Source organism: Psychromonas sp. (assembly GCF_047632995.1).
GTDB lineage: Bacteria > Pseudomonadota > Gammaproteobacteria > Enterobacterales > Psychromonadaceae > Psychromonas.
This window is the reverse complement of record NZ_JBLIEK010000071.1, coordinates 1-19,414: the sequence shown is the minus strand read 5'-3', so window position 1 is coordinate 19,414 and position 19,414 is coordinate 1. Positions and strand designations below refer to the sequence as shown.

The 19,414-nt window shown below is 45.0% G+C and carries 13 protein-coding genes; 4 read left to right on the top strand and 9 right to left on the bottom strand.

Annotation, left to right across the window (positions count from 1 at the left end):
- On the top strand, positions 1-917 hold a 917-nt coding region (locus tag ACJAT7_RS12310), incomplete at its 5' end, for a fructose-specific PTS transporter subunit EIIC (RefSeq protein WP_415227101.1).
- Positions 918-1,010: 93 nt separating this feature from the next.
- Here the strand turns inward: ACJAT7_RS12310 and ACJAT7_RS12305 are convergent.
- The 5 genes from ACJAT7_RS12305 to cobA all read right to left on the bottom strand — a co-directional run bounded on the left by ACJAT7_RS12305 (position 1,011) and on the right by cobA (position 8,153).
- Positions 1,011-2,795: a protein kinase domain-containing protein gene (locus tag ACJAT7_RS12305; protein WP_415227100.1), complete on the bottom strand. Its 1,785-nt coding sequence runs from the start codon at positions 2,793-2,795 to the stop codon at positions 1,011-1,013.
- 22 nt (positions 2,796-2,817) lie between these two features.
- Complete coding sequence (locus tag ACJAT7_RS12300) at positions 2,818-4,290, bottom strand: NarK family nitrate/nitrite MFS transporter (protein ID WP_415227099.1); 1,473 nt, start codon at positions 4,288-4,290, stop codon at positions 2,818-2,820.
- Between the two features lie 66 nt (positions 4,291-4,356).
- On the bottom strand, positions 4,357-4,704 hold the full coding sequence (gene nirD / locus ACJAT7_RS12295; RefSeq protein WP_415227098.1) for a nitrite reductase small subunit NirD: 348 nt from the start codon (positions 4,702-4,704) through the stop codon (positions 4,357-4,359).
- A 15-nt stretch (positions 4,705-4,719) separates the two neighbouring features.
- Positions 4,720-7,257 carry a nitrite reductase large subunit NirB gene (nirB, locus tag ACJAT7_RS12290; RefSeq protein ID WP_415227097.1) on the bottom strand — a complete coding sequence of 846 codons (2,538 nt, stop codon included), beginning with the start codon at positions 7,255-7,257 and terminating at the stop codon, positions 4,720-4,722.
- Between the two features lie 35 nt (positions 7,258-7,292).
- Positions 7,293-8,153 (bottom strand): uroporphyrinogen-III C-methyltransferase, encoded by an 861-nt coding sequence (gene cobA / locus ACJAT7_RS12285; RefSeq protein WP_415227096.1) that lies wholly within the window; start codon positions 8,151-8,153, stop codon positions 7,293-7,295.
- Positions 8,154-8,614: 461 nt separating this feature from the next.
- On the opposite strand from cobA, the gene ACJAT7_RS12280 reads away from it, so the two are divergent.
- Together ACJAT7_RS12280 and ACJAT7_RS12275 are read left to right on the top strand one after the other, a co-directional pair.
- On the top strand, positions 8,615-11,293 hold the full coding sequence (locus ACJAT7_RS12280) for a molybdopterin-dependent oxidoreductase (RefSeq protein ID WP_415227095.1): 2,679 nt from the start codon (positions 8,615-8,617) through the stop codon (positions 11,291-11,293).
- Positions 11,294-11,392: 99 nt separating this feature from the next.
- On the top strand, positions 11,393-11,545 hold the full coding sequence (locus tag ACJAT7_RS12275) for a hypothetical protein (protein ID WP_415227094.1): 153 nt from the start codon (positions 11,393-11,395) through the stop codon (positions 11,543-11,545).
- Positions 11,546-11,572: 27 nt separating this feature from the next.
- Here the strand turns inward: ACJAT7_RS12275 and ACJAT7_RS12270 are convergent, their stop codons facing one another.
- The 4 genes from ACJAT7_RS12270 to ACJAT7_RS12255 all read right to left on the bottom strand — a co-directional run bounded on the left by ACJAT7_RS12270 (position 11,573) and on the right by ACJAT7_RS12255 (position 17,876).
- Positions 11,573-13,834, bottom strand: coding sequence for a diguanylate cyclase domain-containing protein (locus ACJAT7_RS12270; RefSeq protein ID WP_415227093.1), 2,262 nt, complete (start codon positions 13,832-13,834; stop codon positions 11,573-11,575).
- 304 nt (positions 13,835-14,138) lie between these two features.
- Positions 14,139-16,424 carry a diguanylate cyclase domain-containing protein gene (locus ACJAT7_RS12265; protein WP_415227092.1) on the bottom strand — a complete coding sequence of 762 codons (2,286 nt, stop codon included), beginning with the start codon at positions 16,422-16,424 and terminating at the stop codon, positions 14,139-14,141.
- A 229-nt stretch (positions 16,425-16,653) separates the two neighbouring features.
- Positions 16,654-17,604 carry a YeiH family protein gene (locus ACJAT7_RS12260; protein ID WP_415227091.1) on the bottom strand — a complete coding sequence of 317 codons (951 nt, stop codon included), beginning with the start codon at positions 17,602-17,604 and terminating at the stop codon, positions 16,654-16,656.
- Positions 17,605-17,735: 131 nt separating this feature from the next.
- On the bottom strand, positions 17,736-17,876 hold the full coding sequence (locus ACJAT7_RS12255; protein WP_415227090.1) for a hypothetical protein: 141 nt from the start codon (positions 17,874-17,876) through the stop codon (positions 17,736-17,738).
- A gap of 113 nt (positions 17,877-17,989) precedes the next feature.
- Here ACJAT7_RS12255 and rmuC point away from each other — a divergent pair, with 113 nt between their 5' ends.
- Positions 17,990-19,351, top strand: a complete 1,362-nt coding sequence (gene rmuC, locus ACJAT7_RS12250; protein WP_415227089.1) for a DNA recombination protein RmuC — start codon at positions 17,990-17,992, stop codon at positions 19,349-19,351.
- Positions 19,352-19,414: the final 63 nt, after the last annotated feature.

The following is a 19,414-nucleotide window of genomic DNA, read 5'->3' as shown; positions in this document are numbered from 1 at the left end:
CATTTAAAGAAGAAGGCACTCTGGCTGCCGCGTTAATGACCATTGGTGGTGCCTCTGCCTTTGCATTGATGATACCTGTTTTATCAGGTTTCATTGCCTTTTCGATTGCTGACCGACCAGGTCTTGCACCCGGTTTAATTGGCGGTATGTTGGCAAGTTCAACGGGTGCTGGTTTCCTTGGCGGTATTATCGCGGGTTTCCTAGCGGGTTACGCAGCTAAATTTATTGCCGAAAAAGTTAGCCTGCCCGCTTCAATGGAAGCACTTAAACCAATCTTAATTATTCCATTAGTTGCCAGCTTAGTAACGGGTTTAGTAATGATTTACGTTGTTGGTGGTCCGGTTTCTGCAATTATGGCAGGCCTTACTGAATTCCTTGCGAATATGGGCTCAGCAAACGCCGTATTACTCGGTACACTACTTGGCGCAATGATGTGTTTCGACCTAGGTGGTCCGGTTAATAAAACAGCTTACACCTTTGGTGTTGGTCTATTAGCATCACAAACTTACGCGCCAATGGCGGCTATTATGGCAGCAGGTATGGTACCGGCACTGGGTATGGGGCTGGCTACATTTTTAGCTAAATCTAAATTTATTGACAGTGAAGCGGAAGCGGGTAAAGCATCCTTTGTATTAGGTCTTTGCTTTATCTCTGAAGGTGCGATTCCTTTTGCAGCAAAAGATCCGATGCGTGTGATCCCTTGTTGTATGGCTGGAGGGGCATTAACGGGTGCACTTTCTATGCTCTTCGGTGCAAAACTTCTCGCGCCACACGGTGGACTTTTTGTACTAATGATTCCTGGTGCGATCAGCCCTGTCGCTATGTATTTAGTCGCAATCGCCGCAGGCACAGCAGTAACCGGCTTTAGCTACGCTTTCCTTAAGAAAAGCGATAAACAGCTACTAGCAGCAGCTTAATATAAAGTCGTAAAGTAATACAAAAAGGGCTATCTGTACTAGATAGCCCTTTTTTAGCCAAAGAACCACCAGCATAAACAGCCCGATCTCAGATCAGTTTAACTTCCCCAAAAGCAGCAGCAGTTCAAACAGTGCAATCCCAAGAAAAACCAAGGACAGTGACTGCCAGAACTTGATCGGATTACGTTCCATTAACGAAAACGATTCTCTCTCTTTAATCAAATTCTTATTCGGTGTATAGAGATCCGTTATAAATTCGCTCATTGCGCCGTAACGTTTAGCCAAAACAGGATGACTCGCTTTTTTTAATGCCGCATCAATCCACTCCGGAATATCTGCACGAAACTGCTGAATTGAGCGATATTTCCAGCTGTTATGCCTTGCCCTGCGCAGTGAGCTGTTGCTGCTTTGATAGGGTAATTCACCGCAAAGCAGTTCATAGCTGATAACAGCAATGGAAAAGAGATCCGCTAAAAAGCAAGCTTGCCCGTCGTTTAAGTACTCAGGTGCAATATAATCAGCAGCGCCCAAAGGCTCATCTGAAGTTGGAGCAGGGAAAATCTCATCCAGCCCGTCAATTTTCACTGTGCCAAAATCAATCAGAGTGATCGCGCGGTTTTCTGAAACCATAATATTTTCTGGTTTCAGATCGCGGTGCACCATGCCAGCGCGCTGCAAGACACGTACCGCTGCGACTATATTTTTAATAATCTCACGCGTATGCTCTAATGAAGGATGAGGGTTATCATAGATCCACTGGCGCAACGTGATCCCATCAATATATTCACAAATATGATATAAAAAAGGGGAGCTTTCCGATTTTGGAAAAATAGTCATGATATGCGAATTATTTATTATCTGACCGACCCATTGCTCTTTTGCAAAGCCATCAAGATAAACCAGATCATCGGCAAAATTGAGTGAGGGTATTTTTAATACGCGCTGTTTCTGGCTGCTTTTTTCGCGTGCCAGATAGAGATGGCTGCGCGCCCCCTGATGAATTACCCTCTCTATCTGAAAATCATCAATCTCATTGCCAGCGCGCATCGCCGGCGGAATGGTTAATGCGGTGAGCTTGTTAAAAAGCTCACCGATATCAGAGATAGGCAGCGCTTTTACCTGAACTATCAGGCAACTTAAGTTGTCCTTGCTGCCTTTCTGTGATGCATAGCTGCTGATGCTTTTTGTTAACTTTTCAAATTCACTAATGGTAGCGGTGTCTGTTTTGATGCTGGAAAGATATTCGCTTAATATTTTGCCGGGAATATAATCATGAACACCATCGCTGGAAAGTAGAAAAATATCACCAACGAGCACTGCCATACTTTGATAATCAATTTCCAGATGCGAGTCCATACCCAATGCGCGGGTCAAAACGCTGTTTTTTCCCGATCCATTGCGCGCATGATCCTTAGTCATCAGATCTAAACTGCCATTCCGGTAACGATAAATACGCGTATCGCCGACATGAAAAATATGCGCGGTAGTGGATTTAAAAACAATCCCGCTGAAGGTGGTAATGAAACCGTTATGGCGCGGCTCATCTTTACTGCTGTGCTGATAAAGCCAGTTATTGAGCGAGTTTAATACTTTACTTGCGGATACTTTAACACTCCAACTTTCTGGCGTGCCATAGTAATCATTGATAAATTGAGTGACGCTGGTTTGGCTGGCCTGTTGCCCATTGCTGCTGCAGCTCACTCCATCGGCAATACAGGCAACCATCCCTTTATACATTTTCTCTGAATGAGAGTTCGGCAGTTTAGCGGCAAAAGCATCCTGATTTATCTCCCGCCTGCCCGCAGCAGAATATCCGCCAATGCACAGTTCAACCTGACTCTTTTTTTTGCCATCAACACGCGCATCCAGAGTTTTCATATTGCCTCTTATTTTTTTCTAATTAGTGGCTGCCCACATCAATTAAAGTCACGCTGCCATCCTGGTTCACTTCAGCTATCTGCCCCTGCGGCTCAACCATAAAGAGTAAGGTGACAAGACCCACAAATGCAGTTACTGCAATCACATAGAAAAAGGTTTGGTAATCAACAAAAGATAACACGGTTAAATAAACCACCGCGCCAACATTACCATAAGCCCCGGTCATACCGGCAATCTGTCCGGTCATGCGACGCTTGATTAAAGGTACAGTTGCAAATACCGCCCCTTCTCCCGCCTGCACAAAGAAAGAGCAGAGCATAGCCGCACCGACCGCTACCCAAAGCGTCCAGCTGCCATCTATCTGTGCCATCAGCAGGTAACCGAGCGCAAGACCGGCAGTGAGAATAATCAACGTTGATTTACGACCGCACTTGTCAGAAACCCAGCCCCCACCCGGACGAGAGACTAAGTTCATAAAGGCGTAGGCGGATGCAACCATACCGGCAACCACAGGCGTTAGCTCAAAAGTTTCGGAGAAAAAAAGCGGCAGCATGGAGACCACCGCCAGTTCTGAACCAAAGGTTGCAAAATACAGTACATTTAAAACCGCCACCTGTTTAAATTTATATTGGTGAATCTCTGCAACCGGCGTCGTAAAGATCGATTTATTGACCTTCCAAACCTGCGACCATTCATATAAGTACAGTGTCACCAGACCAGCATAAAGCGAATAGGTGACATTCGCTGAAATCATATCAATATTAGTCGGTGAGAGTTTCCATGCAAGCAGGGCAAGCGCTGCATACATAGGAATTTTCATCAGCAAGAGAAGAAAGAAATCCCCTTTCGATGTCACTTCCATTGCTGTTAAATTTTCCGGCTTGAAGTAAGTTGACCCTTTCGGTGTATCGCTAATATTGGCATAAAAGATAAAGGAGAAAAGCAGGCTAAGCACACCCGTTGCCGCCATCGCATAACGCCATCCATCTTCCCCCCCAAAAATCAGTGCCACTGTGGGCAGAGTAAAAGCGGCGGCCGCGCTGCCAAAATTCCCCCAACCTCCGTAGATACCTTCCGCTGTGCCTAACTCGTTATGCGGAAACCACTCGGACACAAGACGAATACCGATAACAAAACCCGCTCCGACAAACCCCAATGCAAAGCGGGCAATCGCCGCTTGCAGAAACGTCTCTGAAAAAGCAAAAGCAAAACAGGGAATGGCGCAGATAGCGAGCAGCGCAGAATAAACAACGCGCGGTCCGTATCTGTCGGTCAATGAACCGACAATAACACGGGCTGGAATAGTGATCGCCACATTCAGGATCAGCAGCGTTTTTATCTCCTCAGTGGTCAGTCCCAGCGATTCCTTAACAGCGAGCAGCAGCGGGGCAAAGTTAAACCACACAGCAAAGGTGATGAAAAATGCCATCCAGCTAAGATGCAAGGTTTTCATCTTTCCCTGAAAAGAAAAAATATTAAATGAACTTTGACTCATAATAAGATCCTTTGTAATTGAAAAACAGCCCCAAAAGAGGCTGGATATTTTTATTTTTCGTGCACATTAACAGGCAGCTTTAAGCTGAACTAGGGCGTTCACCATGCGCACCTGATAGGCTTTTAATGCATGGTCGGGCGACTCTAAACACTCCCCAGTCAATAGATCAAAGTGCTGTTTATAGAGAGGCGAAGAGACATAGGTTTTCCCCTGTATCGAGCCCATAATGCCGCGTGAAATAACATTGGCCTGGCCAATCGGATCAAAATTTGCGACCGCATAAAGCGTTTCGCTGCGCAGACAGTAAAAGATCGCCACCTGCTCCTCTTTAAACTGTACGCACGTTCCCGCATTGGGGGTCAAGTCGTGTTCGGCACAGATAGCTATCCATTCATTATTTGATTTCGTTTTCATTTTGTTCTCCGCCACTTATGTTAATTCAATAATTTCTATCGGTTTATCTGCCACTTGGCTCAGTGGAAAACGTTGTTCGCGGGCAGTGATAAAGGCAAGGCTCTTATCGACCGCGTCACTGTTGGCAAAATGTTTAAAGCGTTTTAATTTTTCAGGATTTTCAATGGTAGTTTTCCATTCACATTGATAATTTTTAATATTGGCAGCCATCTCAGCTTCCAGCTCAGCTGCAATATTTAGCTTGTCATCAATAATCACTTCTTTGAGATAATCAAGGCCGCCTTCAAGGTTTTCCAACCAGACAGAGGTGCGCTGCAGGCGATCGGCGGTGCGGATATAAAACATCAGGAAACGGTCGGTGTATTTTTGCAGCATCTCATCCGTTAAATCCACAGCAAAAAGATCGCCATGGCGCGGACGCATACCGCCGTTACCACAAACATACATATTCCAGCCTTTATCGGTGGCGATAAGACCGATATCTTTAGTCTGAGCTTCGGCACATTCACGCGTACAGCCGGAGACGCCAAATTTTATTTTATGCGGTGAACGCAGCCCTTTGTAACGGTTTTCTATGTCGATAGCGAAAGCGACGCTGTCTTTCAAACCATAACGGCACCATGTACTGCCGACACAAGATTTCACCGTACGCAGGGATTTACCGTAAGCGTGGCCAGTTTCAAAGCCAGCATCGATCAGTTTTTTCCAGATAAGCGGCAGTTCATGCAGCTGTGCGCCGAACATGTCGACCCGTTGTCCACCGGTCAATTTTGTATAAAGATCAAACTCTTTGGCCACTTGCCCGAGTACAATCAGTTTATCCGGCGTGATTTCCCCCCCCGCAATACGTGGCACCACAGAGTAGGTGCCATCTTTTTGCATATTGCCCAGGTAGATATCATTGGTGTCTTGCAGTTCGATATGCGCGTCTGCAAGCACATAATCGTTCCAATAAGAGGCTAAAATAGAGCCGATTGCAGGTTTACAAATTTCACAACCTAAGCCAGTTCCGCAACTATCTAGCATCTGATCAAAGGTTTTTATTTTTTTAACGCGGATAATATCGACTAACTCGTGACGCGCATAAGCAAAATGGTCACAGATATCATTTTTTACTTCAAAACCTAAATTAACGAGTTCACTGTCCAATACCTGCTTGGCCAACGCCGCACAACCGCCGCAGCCTGTTGATACTTTAGTTGACTCTTTAAGCGTCCCCATAGAGGAACAACCCGCAGCTACCGCCTCTTTGATGTCACCTTTTGTGACATCAAAGCAGGAACAGATAGCGGCGCTATCTGGCAGAGCCGCAACGCCTAAACCAGCAGCCTGCTGATCGCCCGCACTGGGAAGAATAAGCACAGCAGGATTGTCAGGTAAGTCCATATCATTAAGCATTAACTGCAGCAGGGTACCGTATGCTTCAACATCGCCCACCAGCACAGCGCCAACGACTTTTTTACCATCAGCGGAAACCGTTAAACGTTTATAAACCTGCTCAATTTCATCATTGTAGGTGTATGATTGGGCGCCCGGCGTAGTGCCGTGCACTTCGCCAATACTGGCTACATCAACTCCGAGCAGTTTTAACTTGGTACTCATATCGGCGCCGGTAAAGGCGAGTTTAAGATCGCCCTTAATATGCGCCGCTGCCACTTTAGCCATTTGATAGCCAGGTGCCACCAAACCAAAAATAAAGTTTTCCCATAATGCACATTCGCCAATGGCATAAACATCGGCAACGCTGGTTTGACAATGGTTATCGATCACAATACCGCCGCGCGCCCCAATGGTAAGACCTGATGAGCGAGCTAACTCATCTTGAGGGCGAATACCGGCTGAAAAAATAATGGTATCTGTTTCTAAAAAGCTGCCGTCTGCAAAGTTCATGCGGTAACGGCAGAATTCACCTGCCACAATTTCGCTGGTGGCTTTTTCGGTATGAACCTTCACCCCTAAATCTTCAATTTTACGACGTAATAGCGCGCCGCCGCCTTCGTCTAACTGCACCGCCATTAAGCGCGGCGCAAATTCAACAATATGTGTCTCTAATCCAAGATTGACTAAGGCGTTACCCGCTTCCAGCCCAAGCAATCCGCCGCCGACCACCACCCCGACTTTGCTCTCTTTTCCTGATTCGGTGATCGCTTCAAGATCATCAATTGTACGGTAGACATGACAATGTTCCTGATCGTTACCCGGAATTGGCGGTACAAATGGAAATGATCCCGTCGCCAGTACCAGTTTGTCATAACCTTCAACACGGCCGCTTTGGGTAATAACCTGCTTATTGGCAAAATCTAACTCAACAACTTTATCACTGAGCACAAAACTGATGCCATTTGCCTCATAATAGCTGGCATCCGTTAGCGCTAAATCATCTGCCGTTTTTCCGCTGAAGAAATAACTAAGTTGCACACGATCATAGGCAAGACGTGACTCTTCAGAGAAAGTGACCACCTCATAATCAACGCTATCATCACAGATAAGGGTATCAATAAATTTATGGCCAACCATGCCGTTTCCAACCACAACAATTCGCTGTTTACTCATAAGACTTCCTTAAATTATTTTACTACTTGCATTTGCTAAGCGGTTAATTGGCTTAACTGATCAATAGCGCTATCGACACTGCGCTGCTGCACAAGGGCGACCACTTTGCCGACCATAATCAGCGATGGAGATTTAATTTGATGCAGCACAACCAAGCTGGCAAGTTCGCTAAGCGAGCCGGTGATCACCCGTTGCTCAGGGCAACAGCCGTTTTCAATAAGTGCAACAGGTGTATTTTTGGCAAGGCCGGCTTGCAGCAGCTCTTTTTCAATAAGCGCCGCTTTACTTAGCCCCATATAAAAGACCAAGGTATGGTCCAGCTCAGCTAAGGCGTGCCATTTTATAGCTAACTCTTTTTCTGCATGGCCGGTGATAAAAGTGCAGCCTTGCGCAAGACCGCGATGGGTAAGCGGAATGCCTGCATAACTGCTGCATCCTGCCGCGGCAGTAATACCGGGTACTATCTGTACATCAATACCCTGCTCTTTTAAGAGCAGCATCTCTTCGCCACCACGTCCAAAGACAAACGGATCGCCCCCTTTTAGGCGGCAAACAGTTAAACCTTGTCGTGATTTATCTATTAAAAGCTGGTTAATTTTAGATTGGTTATAACTGTGCGCCCCTTTTATTTTACCGACATAGATGCTTTCTGTGGCGTGAGGAAAAAGCGCGCGAATCTCATGACTGACCAGATTGTCGTAAACAATAACGTCCGCTTGCTCTATCACTCGCAGCGCCTTAAGGGTAAGAAGATCCGGATCACCGGGGCCCGCGCCAACCAATGAAACCATTCCTAACTGAGACCGATTTTTAAGCTTGCTCAACGCGGCATTTTTTGCGCGAATTTGACTTGAACTGAACGTTACCACGGCACTTTTATTCTCTTCAAAAATCATCAACGCCTCCCTGTTCTGTTGTTATCAAACTGTTCTGTTTTTGTTAATAGCCTGTTTGATAACGCTATTGCAAAGGGAGTGCCAATAGCGGATATTTTCTTACCAAAAAAACAATAAACAGATATTATTCAACTAGATAGATAGCTTAATAACTGAACATCTTAAAATTTAACTGTGCTATCAGGCTCCTTTTTGTTGAATAAATGTTATTTTGCAGTGCGTGACGCACCAAGATGCAGCGTAATCACTCGCTTTTACTCTTTTTATGATTTAACAAATCCACAACGTTTTTATTACCTACTCCAAAAAACAGTCTTTAGTAATTGATTTGATTGGATAAAAATAAAATATTGAGATTAAAATCCGTAATTAATAGAACTTGGTGCGCTCTTTGCTCTTCTAATGAAAGGGAAGGAAGGAATATATGAATAAAGAATGATCGATGGCTATAGAGAGGGCGCATGACAATAGAAAAAAGCTTATGGACAAAAACAACCTGTGCGTATTGCGGCGTGGGTTGCGGTGTTGAAGCCAAGGTAAATGCTAAAGGCTTGCTTGATATTCGCGGCGATAAGCGGCACCCTGCCAATTATGGGCGCTTATGCTCAAAAGGATTAGCACTAGGTGAAACCGTCAGCCATGAAGGGCGGCTATTACATCCCAGTGTGGATGGTGTTGATAGCAGTTGGGACAACGCGTTAACTCATCTGGCCACACAATTTTCACAAATAATTAAAGATCATGGCCCTGATGCGATTGCATTTTATGCCTCTGGTCAGTTACTCACTGAAGATTATTATGTCGCCAATAAACTGATGAAAGGCTTTATCGGCAGCGGCAATATAGATACCAACTCGCGCCTGTGCATGTCATCAACCGTGGCTGGACATAAACGCGCTTTTGGCTCTGATACTGTACCGGTCTGTTATCAGGATCTTGAAAAAGCTGAGATGGTGGTCATTACCGGGTCCAATCTCGCTTGGTGTCATCCGGTTTTATTTCAACGTTTAAAGGCCGCCAAAGAGCAGCGTCCAGCGCTGTTTATTGTGGTTATCGATCCGCGTAAAACCGCTACCTGCGCCATCGCCGATCTGCATCTCGCGATTCAACCCGGTGCGGATGTGGCGCTGTTTAATGGTTTACTCGCTTATCTTAGCAATCATAAAAAGATAGATAGTGACTATATAGAAAAATATAGCCAGGGTTTTCAAGCAGCATTAGACAGTGCGTTTAATGACAGTGCTGATTGGGATGCCCTGCTAACCAGATTGGCCGTTAACGAGCAGGACCTAAACACCTTCTACGCTAAATTTGGCGCAACAGAAAAGGTCGTGACCATTTACTCGCAAGGTGTCAACCAGTCATCACAAGGCACAGATAAAGTTAACAGTATTTTAAACTGCCATCTAGCAACTGGGCGCATCGGCAAAGAGGGAATGGGCCCTTTTTCTGTCACCGGTCAGCCCAATGCGATGGGCGGGCGCGAGGTCGGCGGTCTGGCCAACACACTGGCGGCACATATGGATTTCGGCAACCCGGACGAGCAGCGATTAATCAGTGATTTTTGGGGAACAGATAATTTAGCCACCTCCCCCGGCCTGAAAGCGGTCGATCTCTTCGATGCAATTGATAACGGCACAATTAAAGCCGTGTGGATAATGGCCACCAACCCGGTAGTGAGTTTGCCCAACAGCAATAAAACCATAGCCGCATTAAAAAAATGCCCGTTGGTGATAGTCTCTGACTGCATCAAAGATACCGCGACAACACGGCTTGCCAATGTGCTACTGCCTGCACAAGGGTGGAGTGAAAAATCGGGCACCGTGACCAACTCAGAACGGCGCATCTCACGTCAGCGACGAATTTTAGCCAGCCCAGGAGAAGCCAAAGCGGATTGGTGGATTGTCAGTGAAGTTGCCAAACGGATGGGATTTTCCGCCGCATTTAACTATCTTCATGAAGGCGAGGTGTTTGTTGAATATGCAAAAATGACCACGCTGGGCAATGAAGACGGGTTGAGCCGCGATCTTAATTTAATCGGTTTAACGCAATTAGATGCGCAGGGATACAGCCAGCTGAACCCGCAGCAATGGCCAGTAACTGCTGTGCAGCAGACCCTTACCCATCAACGAATGTTTGCCGATAATCTTTTTTTTACGACGAGTAAAAAGGCGCAGTTTATTGCGGTTTCCCACCAAAAGCCCCAGCAAGCCTGCGATCAGCACTATCCACTGGAGCTTAACAGTGGACGTGTTCGCGATCACTGGCACACTATGACTCGAACCGGACTTTCCAGCCGACTCGGGGCCCATATAGCAGAGCCATTTGTCTCTATTCACCCTGATGACGCGCACAAAAAACAGCTGCTTGACGGTGATTTAGCGGAAATAGCGAGCCACAGCGGTACTGTTTTAGTGAGAACAGATATCTGTGACCAAGTTAAACGTGGACAGCTGTTTATGCCTATTCACTGGAATCAAACCACAGCCAGTAAAGCCAGTGTTTGTAGTTTAATTAAAGGCGATACCGACAGCCATTCCGGCCAGCCTGAATTTAAATCGACGCCAGTCAAATTAGTCAAATGGCCCTATCACAGTGAGGCACAGTTTGTGAGTCGCCACCTAGTTGATGTTGCGCAGTTTGCTTACTGGGTAAAACAAAAAATCACTGATGGTTACCTGTACCGCATTGCCGATAAGATGTCGCCGCTGGCATTAAAGGATAAATTAGCAGGCTTAATCGCACAAAGTGAAGGTAAGGAGATCAATTATTCGAGCTGCGCTGACGGCGATAAACCGCTCTACCGCTATGCCAATATCCAAGCGCAGAAAGTCGTCTATGCCTATATAGTGGCGCACAACTTACAAAATCATCCCTTAGATTGGCTACAAGGTTTATTAAATATCAGTGCCGATATCACTATCGAACGATCCATTATATCGGGGATAATAGAGGGGCAATTAGCACAGGGTAAAATAATCTGTGCGTGTAAACTGCTTGGTATAAACAGCATCAATGAGGCAATACAGGAGAATAAATTAGTCTCTTCAGCAGCGATTGGCAAATGCACGGGCGCAGGTACAGGTTGTGGCAGTTGTCTACCCGATCTTGATGATCTGTTAGCCGATTATTACCGTTAATGGCTCTATCTAATAATCAGTTATGAGTTAGACGATTAGGATATTTCCGGTTTAAGAGGGATTAGCATGATAATGGCAACATAGTTAAAAGGAGTCGCTATGTTTGTCCGTAAATTAATTATTGCAGCCGTTTTGCTGTGCATACTGTTATCACTGCTGAGCAGTGGCTTACTTTCAGCCGCACTGAATTTATGCGCGTTTACTTTGCTGATTATCTATCTCTTTAAACGGCAGCGCAGTAAACAAGAATAAACGTCAAAACAGAAGAACAGGCTGCTGTTACTCCAATTTTGAACGATACAGCTGCACCTTATCGTGCTGGGATTTTGCATGATACATGGCGATATCGGCTTTGCGTATCAATTCGTCAGCACTATCACCATCTTGCGGGTATAGACTGATACCAAGGCTGCCTGTAACTGCAATCTCATTGCCATCATAAACACAAGTAGTATCGACTGCAGCCAAAATTCGCTGCGCAAGCGCCAGCGCTTCGATATCATTCTCGGCTGCAATTTGAAACACAAACTCGTCACCGCCAAATCGCGATACGTGGTCATTTTTGCGCAGTACCTCGGTCAATTTCTGCGCCACATGGATCAATACCGTATCGCCAGCATGATGACCAAAGCGATCATTGACCTGTTTAAAGCGATTTAGATCCATTAACATCATGGCGAAGCCACGATCTGTTTGCAGCTCCATCTGAGTCGCCACTCTCTCCATCAAGGCGTTACGGTTTGGTAATTTTGTTAGACTGTCATGGTAGGCCATAAATTCGATGCGTTGCTTTGATTCATGCTGCTCTGTAATATTGGTTAGCGCGCCGACGAACCGGCCGATATGACCATCGGGTTCACGAATAGCCTCACCACTGGCAGCAACCCACAGATAACCTCCAGTCTTAACCTGCATTCTAAATTTTAGTTTAAAGGGGCTGTGGTCTTGCAAATGGCTTTTAATCGCGCTGCGGGTGTATTCCTGATCCTGAGGATGAATGCGCTCCAAAAATGGCATATTTCGATAATTATTCTTATCCCCTTCACTTACAAAATCGAGCATTTCCAGTACACGGTCATTCCACTCCACCACATTATGATCAAGATCCCAAGTCCACACGCCATCATTGGCAACATTAGCAACAACTTCAAGTCGCTCCGCCAAGCTTCGCGCCTTATGCTCTTGTGCTTGCGCCTTACGTTCACATGCTCGAGCAGAGTCCGTTAACGCCTCTCGCTGCATATAGACTGAAATGAGTACTACGTAGTAATAAAACATATTATAGGCAGCTTGATCCATCTCGGTGGTCAGGCGGTCAACAATAGTAAGTACGCCCCACTTACAACCTTCGGGAGTGATTGGTATTAACGTCACATAATACAGATCAGCTGAATCATCCTGCGCAGCATGTAGCGGCGGAAATTGCTCGGCATTCACTTGCGTATTTAGATAAGAGTCAAAAACAGAGGTGTCATAGTTATCACCAATAAAATCCACTAGCGTCAACAACTCTTTATCTGCTAACTGTTCAGAATCTTGTTGCCATTGGGCTAAGCAGACCCATTTTAAAAATGGCCCCCATAATTTGGAGAGTTCAATCATCCAGAGATAATCACGCTTACCTAAGGCCAAGCCTAATTCGCTGCTATCTTGCATATGGCTTGCAATACTTGCGGCTACGGGCTCAGCAACATGGTCATCATGCAGCGATTCCTCAGATCCACAACTTTGACGGATCACCAAACGAGGTTCGATCAGTTGCCGTTCAGTGATCAAGGGCTCACCGGCTAATCGTGCCTGTAGGCGATCAAGTACCTGAGTAACCATACGATCCAATCCCTGATCAATGCTCGTCAGTGGCGGTATACTCGTTTGGTCAAGAGGATTATTATCAATTCCAATAAGTGCCAGCTGCTCAGGGATTGCTATCCCATTTTTATGCATTGAGCGAGTCATACCGATTGCTATCATATCGGAACCACAAATCAACGCCGTGCATTCACAATTCCGCGCAAAGAAAAGCTCACTTGCTTCTATCCCTCCCGGAATACCCGGATCAGTTAGATCGAACAGCCATTGATCATTATAAGCCATCCCCTTGGTACGATAGCAATTGAGTAATGCTTCATAGCGCAACCTGAAATCGCTAATAAATAAAGTGCCTGCAAAACCTATTTTTCGATGCCCTAATCCATAAAGGTGGTCAAACGCCTGCTCAACAGTTGTAGTCTGATTGCTGACTACCGACTCCACCTCTAACGGAAAATACTCTTCAGTGGCAGAAACAACGGGAATATTACGCGCTAACATCTGTTTCACGAATGCGGGTGAGACAACATCAACAACAATATAAGCCGCATCTATGTAATCGAGTGCTAATGGCATCTCATATTCAGATGAGTCATGGCTCATGATAACAATCAAGTCCATTTGACGCTGTGCACACTGTTTTCTTAATTGAGCACACAATGTACTAAGGTAATAACCACCGAGACTCGGACTAAAAAAACCTATTGTCGGTCTATTCTTATTAATCCCCATAATATGATGACTCTCTCGCAGCTATGCAGTGATTTTCTGATGGAAAATAAACCAATGATAACTATAACGAGGTTTATATCAATAGATTATTTTCCTTGTGGATAAGAAAAATAAGAGCAATTTCATGATTTTATAAAAAATTAACTTTAACAAAGGATTGCTGATCGCCAATCAGTTTGGCTGCCAAAACGTACGCATATTGACGCGCCATATGAGTCAAATAATTGAGTTAATAAATAGATGCGCTAGCAGCGTTTATCGGGAGTCACAGCCTAATAAAGAGAAGAGAAAGCGGGTAGAAACACTATTGCGTCAAGGCTGGGGTTGGTAAAATGGGCGAACAACGCGATTTCTGCTCTAATTTTTCCCGATAGAGTTGCGCCTTATCGTGCTGGGATTTAGCATGATACATGGCGATATCTGCTTTGCGTATCAATTCTTCAACACAATCTCCATGGTGCGGGTATAGACTGATACCAAGGCTGCCTGTCACTGTAATCTCATCCCCATCATAAACACAAACACTATCGACTGCGGCCAAAATTCGCTGCGCAATCGCCAGCGCTTCGATATCACTCTCTGCTGCAATTTGAAACACAAACTCGTCTCCGCCAAATCGTGATACGTGGTCATGTTTACGCAGTACCTCGGTCAATTTTTCTGCCACATGGATTAATACAGTATCGCCAGCGTGATGACCAAAGCGATCATTGACCTGTTTAAAGCGATTTAGATCCATTAACATTATGGCAAACCCCTCTGTTTGCAGCTGCATCTGATTGGCAACTCTTTCCGTCAAGGCGATCCGGTTTGGTAACTTTGTCAGGCTGTCATGATAAGCCATAAATTTGATGCGCTGCTTTGATTTATACTGATCAGTGATATCGGTCAGCGCTCCGACGAACCTGCCGATGTGGCCATCGGGTTCGCGAATAGCTTCACCACTGGCAGCAACCCACAGATAATCCCCCTGCTTATCCTGTATCCTAAATTTTAGTTTAAAGGGAGCGTGGTCTTCCAAATGGCTTTTAATCGCACTGCGGATATAGTCCTGATCCTGAGGATGAATGCGTTCCAAAAAAAGCATATGGCGATAGTGTAATTTATCCTCTTCAGTGATAAATCCGAGCATTTCCAGTAAGCGGTTATTCCACTCAATGACGTTATGATCCAGGTTCCAAGTCCAAATGCCATCATTTGATGCGTTGGCAACGACTTCAAGTCGTTCTGCTAAATTTAACGCATTTCGTTCGCGCGCACGAATACATTCAGTTAATGCCTCTCGCTGCATAAATACAGAGGTGAGCGCTACATAATAGAAAAACATATTGTAGGCCGCCTGATCCATATTCACATCCAGTTTGTCGACAAGAGTAAGTACCCCCCATTTCAACCCTTCTGGAGAGATTGGGATCAAAGTAATATAAACTAATTCAGCGGGATCATCCGCTACTGCAGGTATTGGCGGAAACTGCTCTGCCGGTATTTTAGTATTCAGACAAGAATCAAAGAGATGGCTATCACAATCGTCATCGATGACATCAACAACCGTTAAATAATCCTGGTCACCGGGAATGTCAGATGATTGCTGCCATTGCGCTAAACAGACCCATTTTAAAAATGGTCCCCATAATTTAGAAAGTTCAACCATCCAGCGATAATCTCGCCCGCCTATGGCCAAACCTAATTCGCCGGAATCTTGCATATAACTAGCGGGATTGCTGTAATCGCTTTTCTTAAGTTGCCGATCGCCTAGTTTTTCACTGCCGCCGCAACTCTCGCGGATCACCAGGCGAGGTGCTATCAGTTGCCTGCCATTGGTAAATGGCTGGCCCATCAAACGCGCCTGTAAGCGGTCAAGAACCTGAGTGACCATAAGCGGTAACTTCTGATCTATGCTAGTCAATGGAGGGCTACAGCTTTGTCCGAGTGGATTATTGTCAATACTAACAAGTGCAAGCTGTTGCGGTATTAAGATTCCTTTTTTAGCCAGCGCATTAACCATACCGAGCGCCATCATATCAGAGCCACAAATTACAGCACTGCAGTCACAATTGCGTTCAAGGAAAAGCTCACTGCCCTCAGCCCCGCCTGCAATTCCCGCATCGCTAACATCCATCAGCCAGTTATCATTAAAGACCATCCCCTTTTCGCGATAACAATTGAGTAACTCCTTGTAACGAAGCCTGAAATCGGTAATGAACAAGGAACCGACAAAACCTATACTGCGATGGCCCAGTGCATAAAGGTGGTCGAAAGCCAGCTCGACTGCCCGATTTTGATCGCTGACCACAGATTCAACTTCTAACGGAAAATACTCTTCCGAGGATGAGACTAACGGGATATTACGCGCCAACATCTGCGCGGCAAAAGCGGGGGATAGCACATCAACAGCAATAAAAGCGGCATCGATATAATTAAGCGCTAACGGCATATCAAATTCTGTAGTCTCATTGGTCAAGATCACAACCAAGTCCATCCGACGCAGCGCACACTGTTTTCTTAACTCAGTGCATAATGTACTTAGATAATAACCACTGGCAAACGGCGCAAAGAATCCGATTGTTGGCCTGTCTTTATTAATACCCATATTCTGACGACTCTCTCGCAGTTATTAGTGTATTTCTGATCAATATTAAAATGTATACATATTAACCATAACAAGGCATACATCAATAACCCACACTCATTTTTGGCAAGAAAATCAGGGGACGCTCATGTTTTTACAAAAAAATTAGTTTAATAAGATATTTTGTTCGCGAATCATTTTTACACATTTATCTCATTCTTCACTCCAGGCATGAGAACGCTTGAATAGCTTATACCAGTAGCAGCTCAATATAGGCCAACGAGCCACTGGCAACCATTAACCAGAGCAGTAACCCCAACAGCAGAGGCTTAATACCCGCCTCTTTTATTTTGTGAAAGGTAATGCCTGAACCAATTAGAAACAGGCACAGTACCAACATTTGCTTGGAGGCACTAAAAATCCCCTGATAGAGAGAAGAGAAAGCGGGTAGTAAGTGGGTAATTAAAATCGCCAGACAATAAAAGAGGATAAAAAAGGGGATGCTTACTTTTTTACTCTCCCCCTTAAATAACAACGCACTAATAAATGCCACTGGCACAATCCATAATGCGCGGGCAAGCTTAAGGGTCGTTGCCGTTAATAACGCTTCATTGCCATACGCAGAAGCCGCCCCGACCACAGATGAAGTATCATGAATTGCGATAGCGCACCACACACCAAAAGCATGCTGACTCATATTAAGTAGATGCCCAACCAGCGGAAAAACGAACAGCGCGACAGAATTGAGAATAAAAACAACCGCCAGCGCAAGCGAGGTTTGCTCACCTTTGGCGTTAATTGCAGGGGCGATGGCAGCTATCGCACTGCCACCACAAATTGCCGTGCCGGATGCGATTAAATGCCCGGTTTTCCGATCGATACGTAACACACTGGTCAGTATCCAGCCCAGTGCCAATGTGCTAACAATAGAGACCAAAATCAAGCCTATGCCCTCTCGACTTGCAGCAACAGCCTGCTCTAAATCAATGCCAAAGCCTAAACCGATAATCGAATAGGAAAGCATTTTTTTGGTCAGCTGGTTAATATCGAGCGACTCTGGAACGAGTCCGAGCGAGACAAGGGCAAAACCAAGCACTAAAGCAACCGGTGATGAGATAATGGGAGTTAGGCACAAGAGTGCCAGCGCAATAAAGATAAAATCACGTTTTTTCCATTTATAATAGATCAATAGGTCGCGCATAATACCCCTCTGTTTTTAACGGCTACCTATTGTAACGCAACAGTTAATGTTCAGTATATTCGAACATTCTTGACTAAAGGTTAATAACAATTGAACAAAAAGAGAGACAATGCAAGAACGGCCGCGTCGCTTTAGTTAATCGGCAGCAGCCCTTGTCCCGGTAAACAGTGCAAGATAGACTGTGTTAATAAGTGAAATCCGCTGCGTGCATTGAGGTAAAATAAACGCCCTAAAGAGCGCGCCTCTTTTGGAATATCATTTAATCGCGCCATCAAATTATGTTTTACTTTATACCGCTTGTTGATTTTAGCGATTTATCAGCGCTATCTATTATCTTCAAATTGTTATACTAAAACGCTTGTTTCTTACTTTAAAAAGAGTACCCATGATCTCTCTCACCGATGAAAATATTGTATACGGATTACTAGGTGCCATTTCCACCCTTTTTGCCCTCTCCATTTACCTCTTTTTCCGTTTACAGGGTACAAAAAATGCACTCTATTTAAAACTCGAATTAAGCGAACAAGCCCTGCATTTTCATGAGGAGCTTAATCTGGACAAAACCGAGCAACTACAGGAAAAGCAGCTGCTTATAGATTCACTGCAACTGCAAAATCATAAAATAACCATGCGCCTACGTGAATCGGAGGTGCGTTTGCAGGGCGGTGAACAGCGCATGCGCGATCAAAAGTTGAGTGAAGAGAAGCTGATTGATCAGTTTGAACTGTTATCACAACGCATTTTTAGCGATAAATCGACACAGTTTAAAGCGCTCAACCAAGACAGCCTTAATCAACTGCTCACGCCATTAAAAATACAGTTGGAAGGATTTAAACAACAGGTGAGCGATTGTTATCTCAATGAAAGCAAAGAGCGTTATAACCTGCAGAGCGAAGTGGTTAAACTGGCAAAACTAAACGAATTAATGCAGCAGGAGACCAGCAATTTAACCAATGCATTAAAAGGTGATAATAAACAGCAGGGGAATTGGGGAGAGGTTATTTTGCAGCGCATACTTGAATCCTCCGGCCTGCGTGAAGGCCATGAATATGAAACACAGGTCAGTTTTAAAAATGAGCACGGCCACCGCCTGCAACCCGATGTAATTGTTAATTTACCGCAAAACAAAAATATTATTATCGATTCAAAAGTATCCTTAGTGGCCTATGAACGTTTTTTTAATGCCGACTCGCAGCAAGCTCAAAAAGAGGCGCTGCAGGCACATATTATATCTGTTCGCCAGCATATCAAGGGGCTGGGTAAAAAAGATTATCAGACCCTGATCGGCACTAACAGCCTGGATTATGTGCTGCTCTTTGTGGCTGTTGAACCTGCCTTTATTGCCGCTATTGAACACGATCCCGAGCTTGTTAAGTTAGCGCTTGATAACAATATACTGCTTGCCAGCCCCACTAATCTGATGATTGCACTGCGCACCATTGAAAACTTATGGCGCTTTGAACAGCAGGAGCAAAATGGACGTTTAATTGCCAGGCAGGCGGGTAAGTTATATGACAAGTTACGTCTGTTTACGCAAAACATGCTCGATCTGGGTGCGCAATTAGGTAAAGCACAAAACTCTTATGAAGGAGCACTAAAACAGTTAAGCGAAGGGCGTGGGAATATTATTGCCCAAGCAGAGAGCTTAAAAGGAATGGGCGTGCCGATTAAAAAGTCATTACCCGATTCCCTCGTTGAGCGCTCAAAGCAGCGAATTGAAACTAACGACGCCAAAAATGACGCGTAAACAGCACCACAACGGTCAATATTTCCAAACGCCCCATCAGCATACAAACGGATAAGATCCATT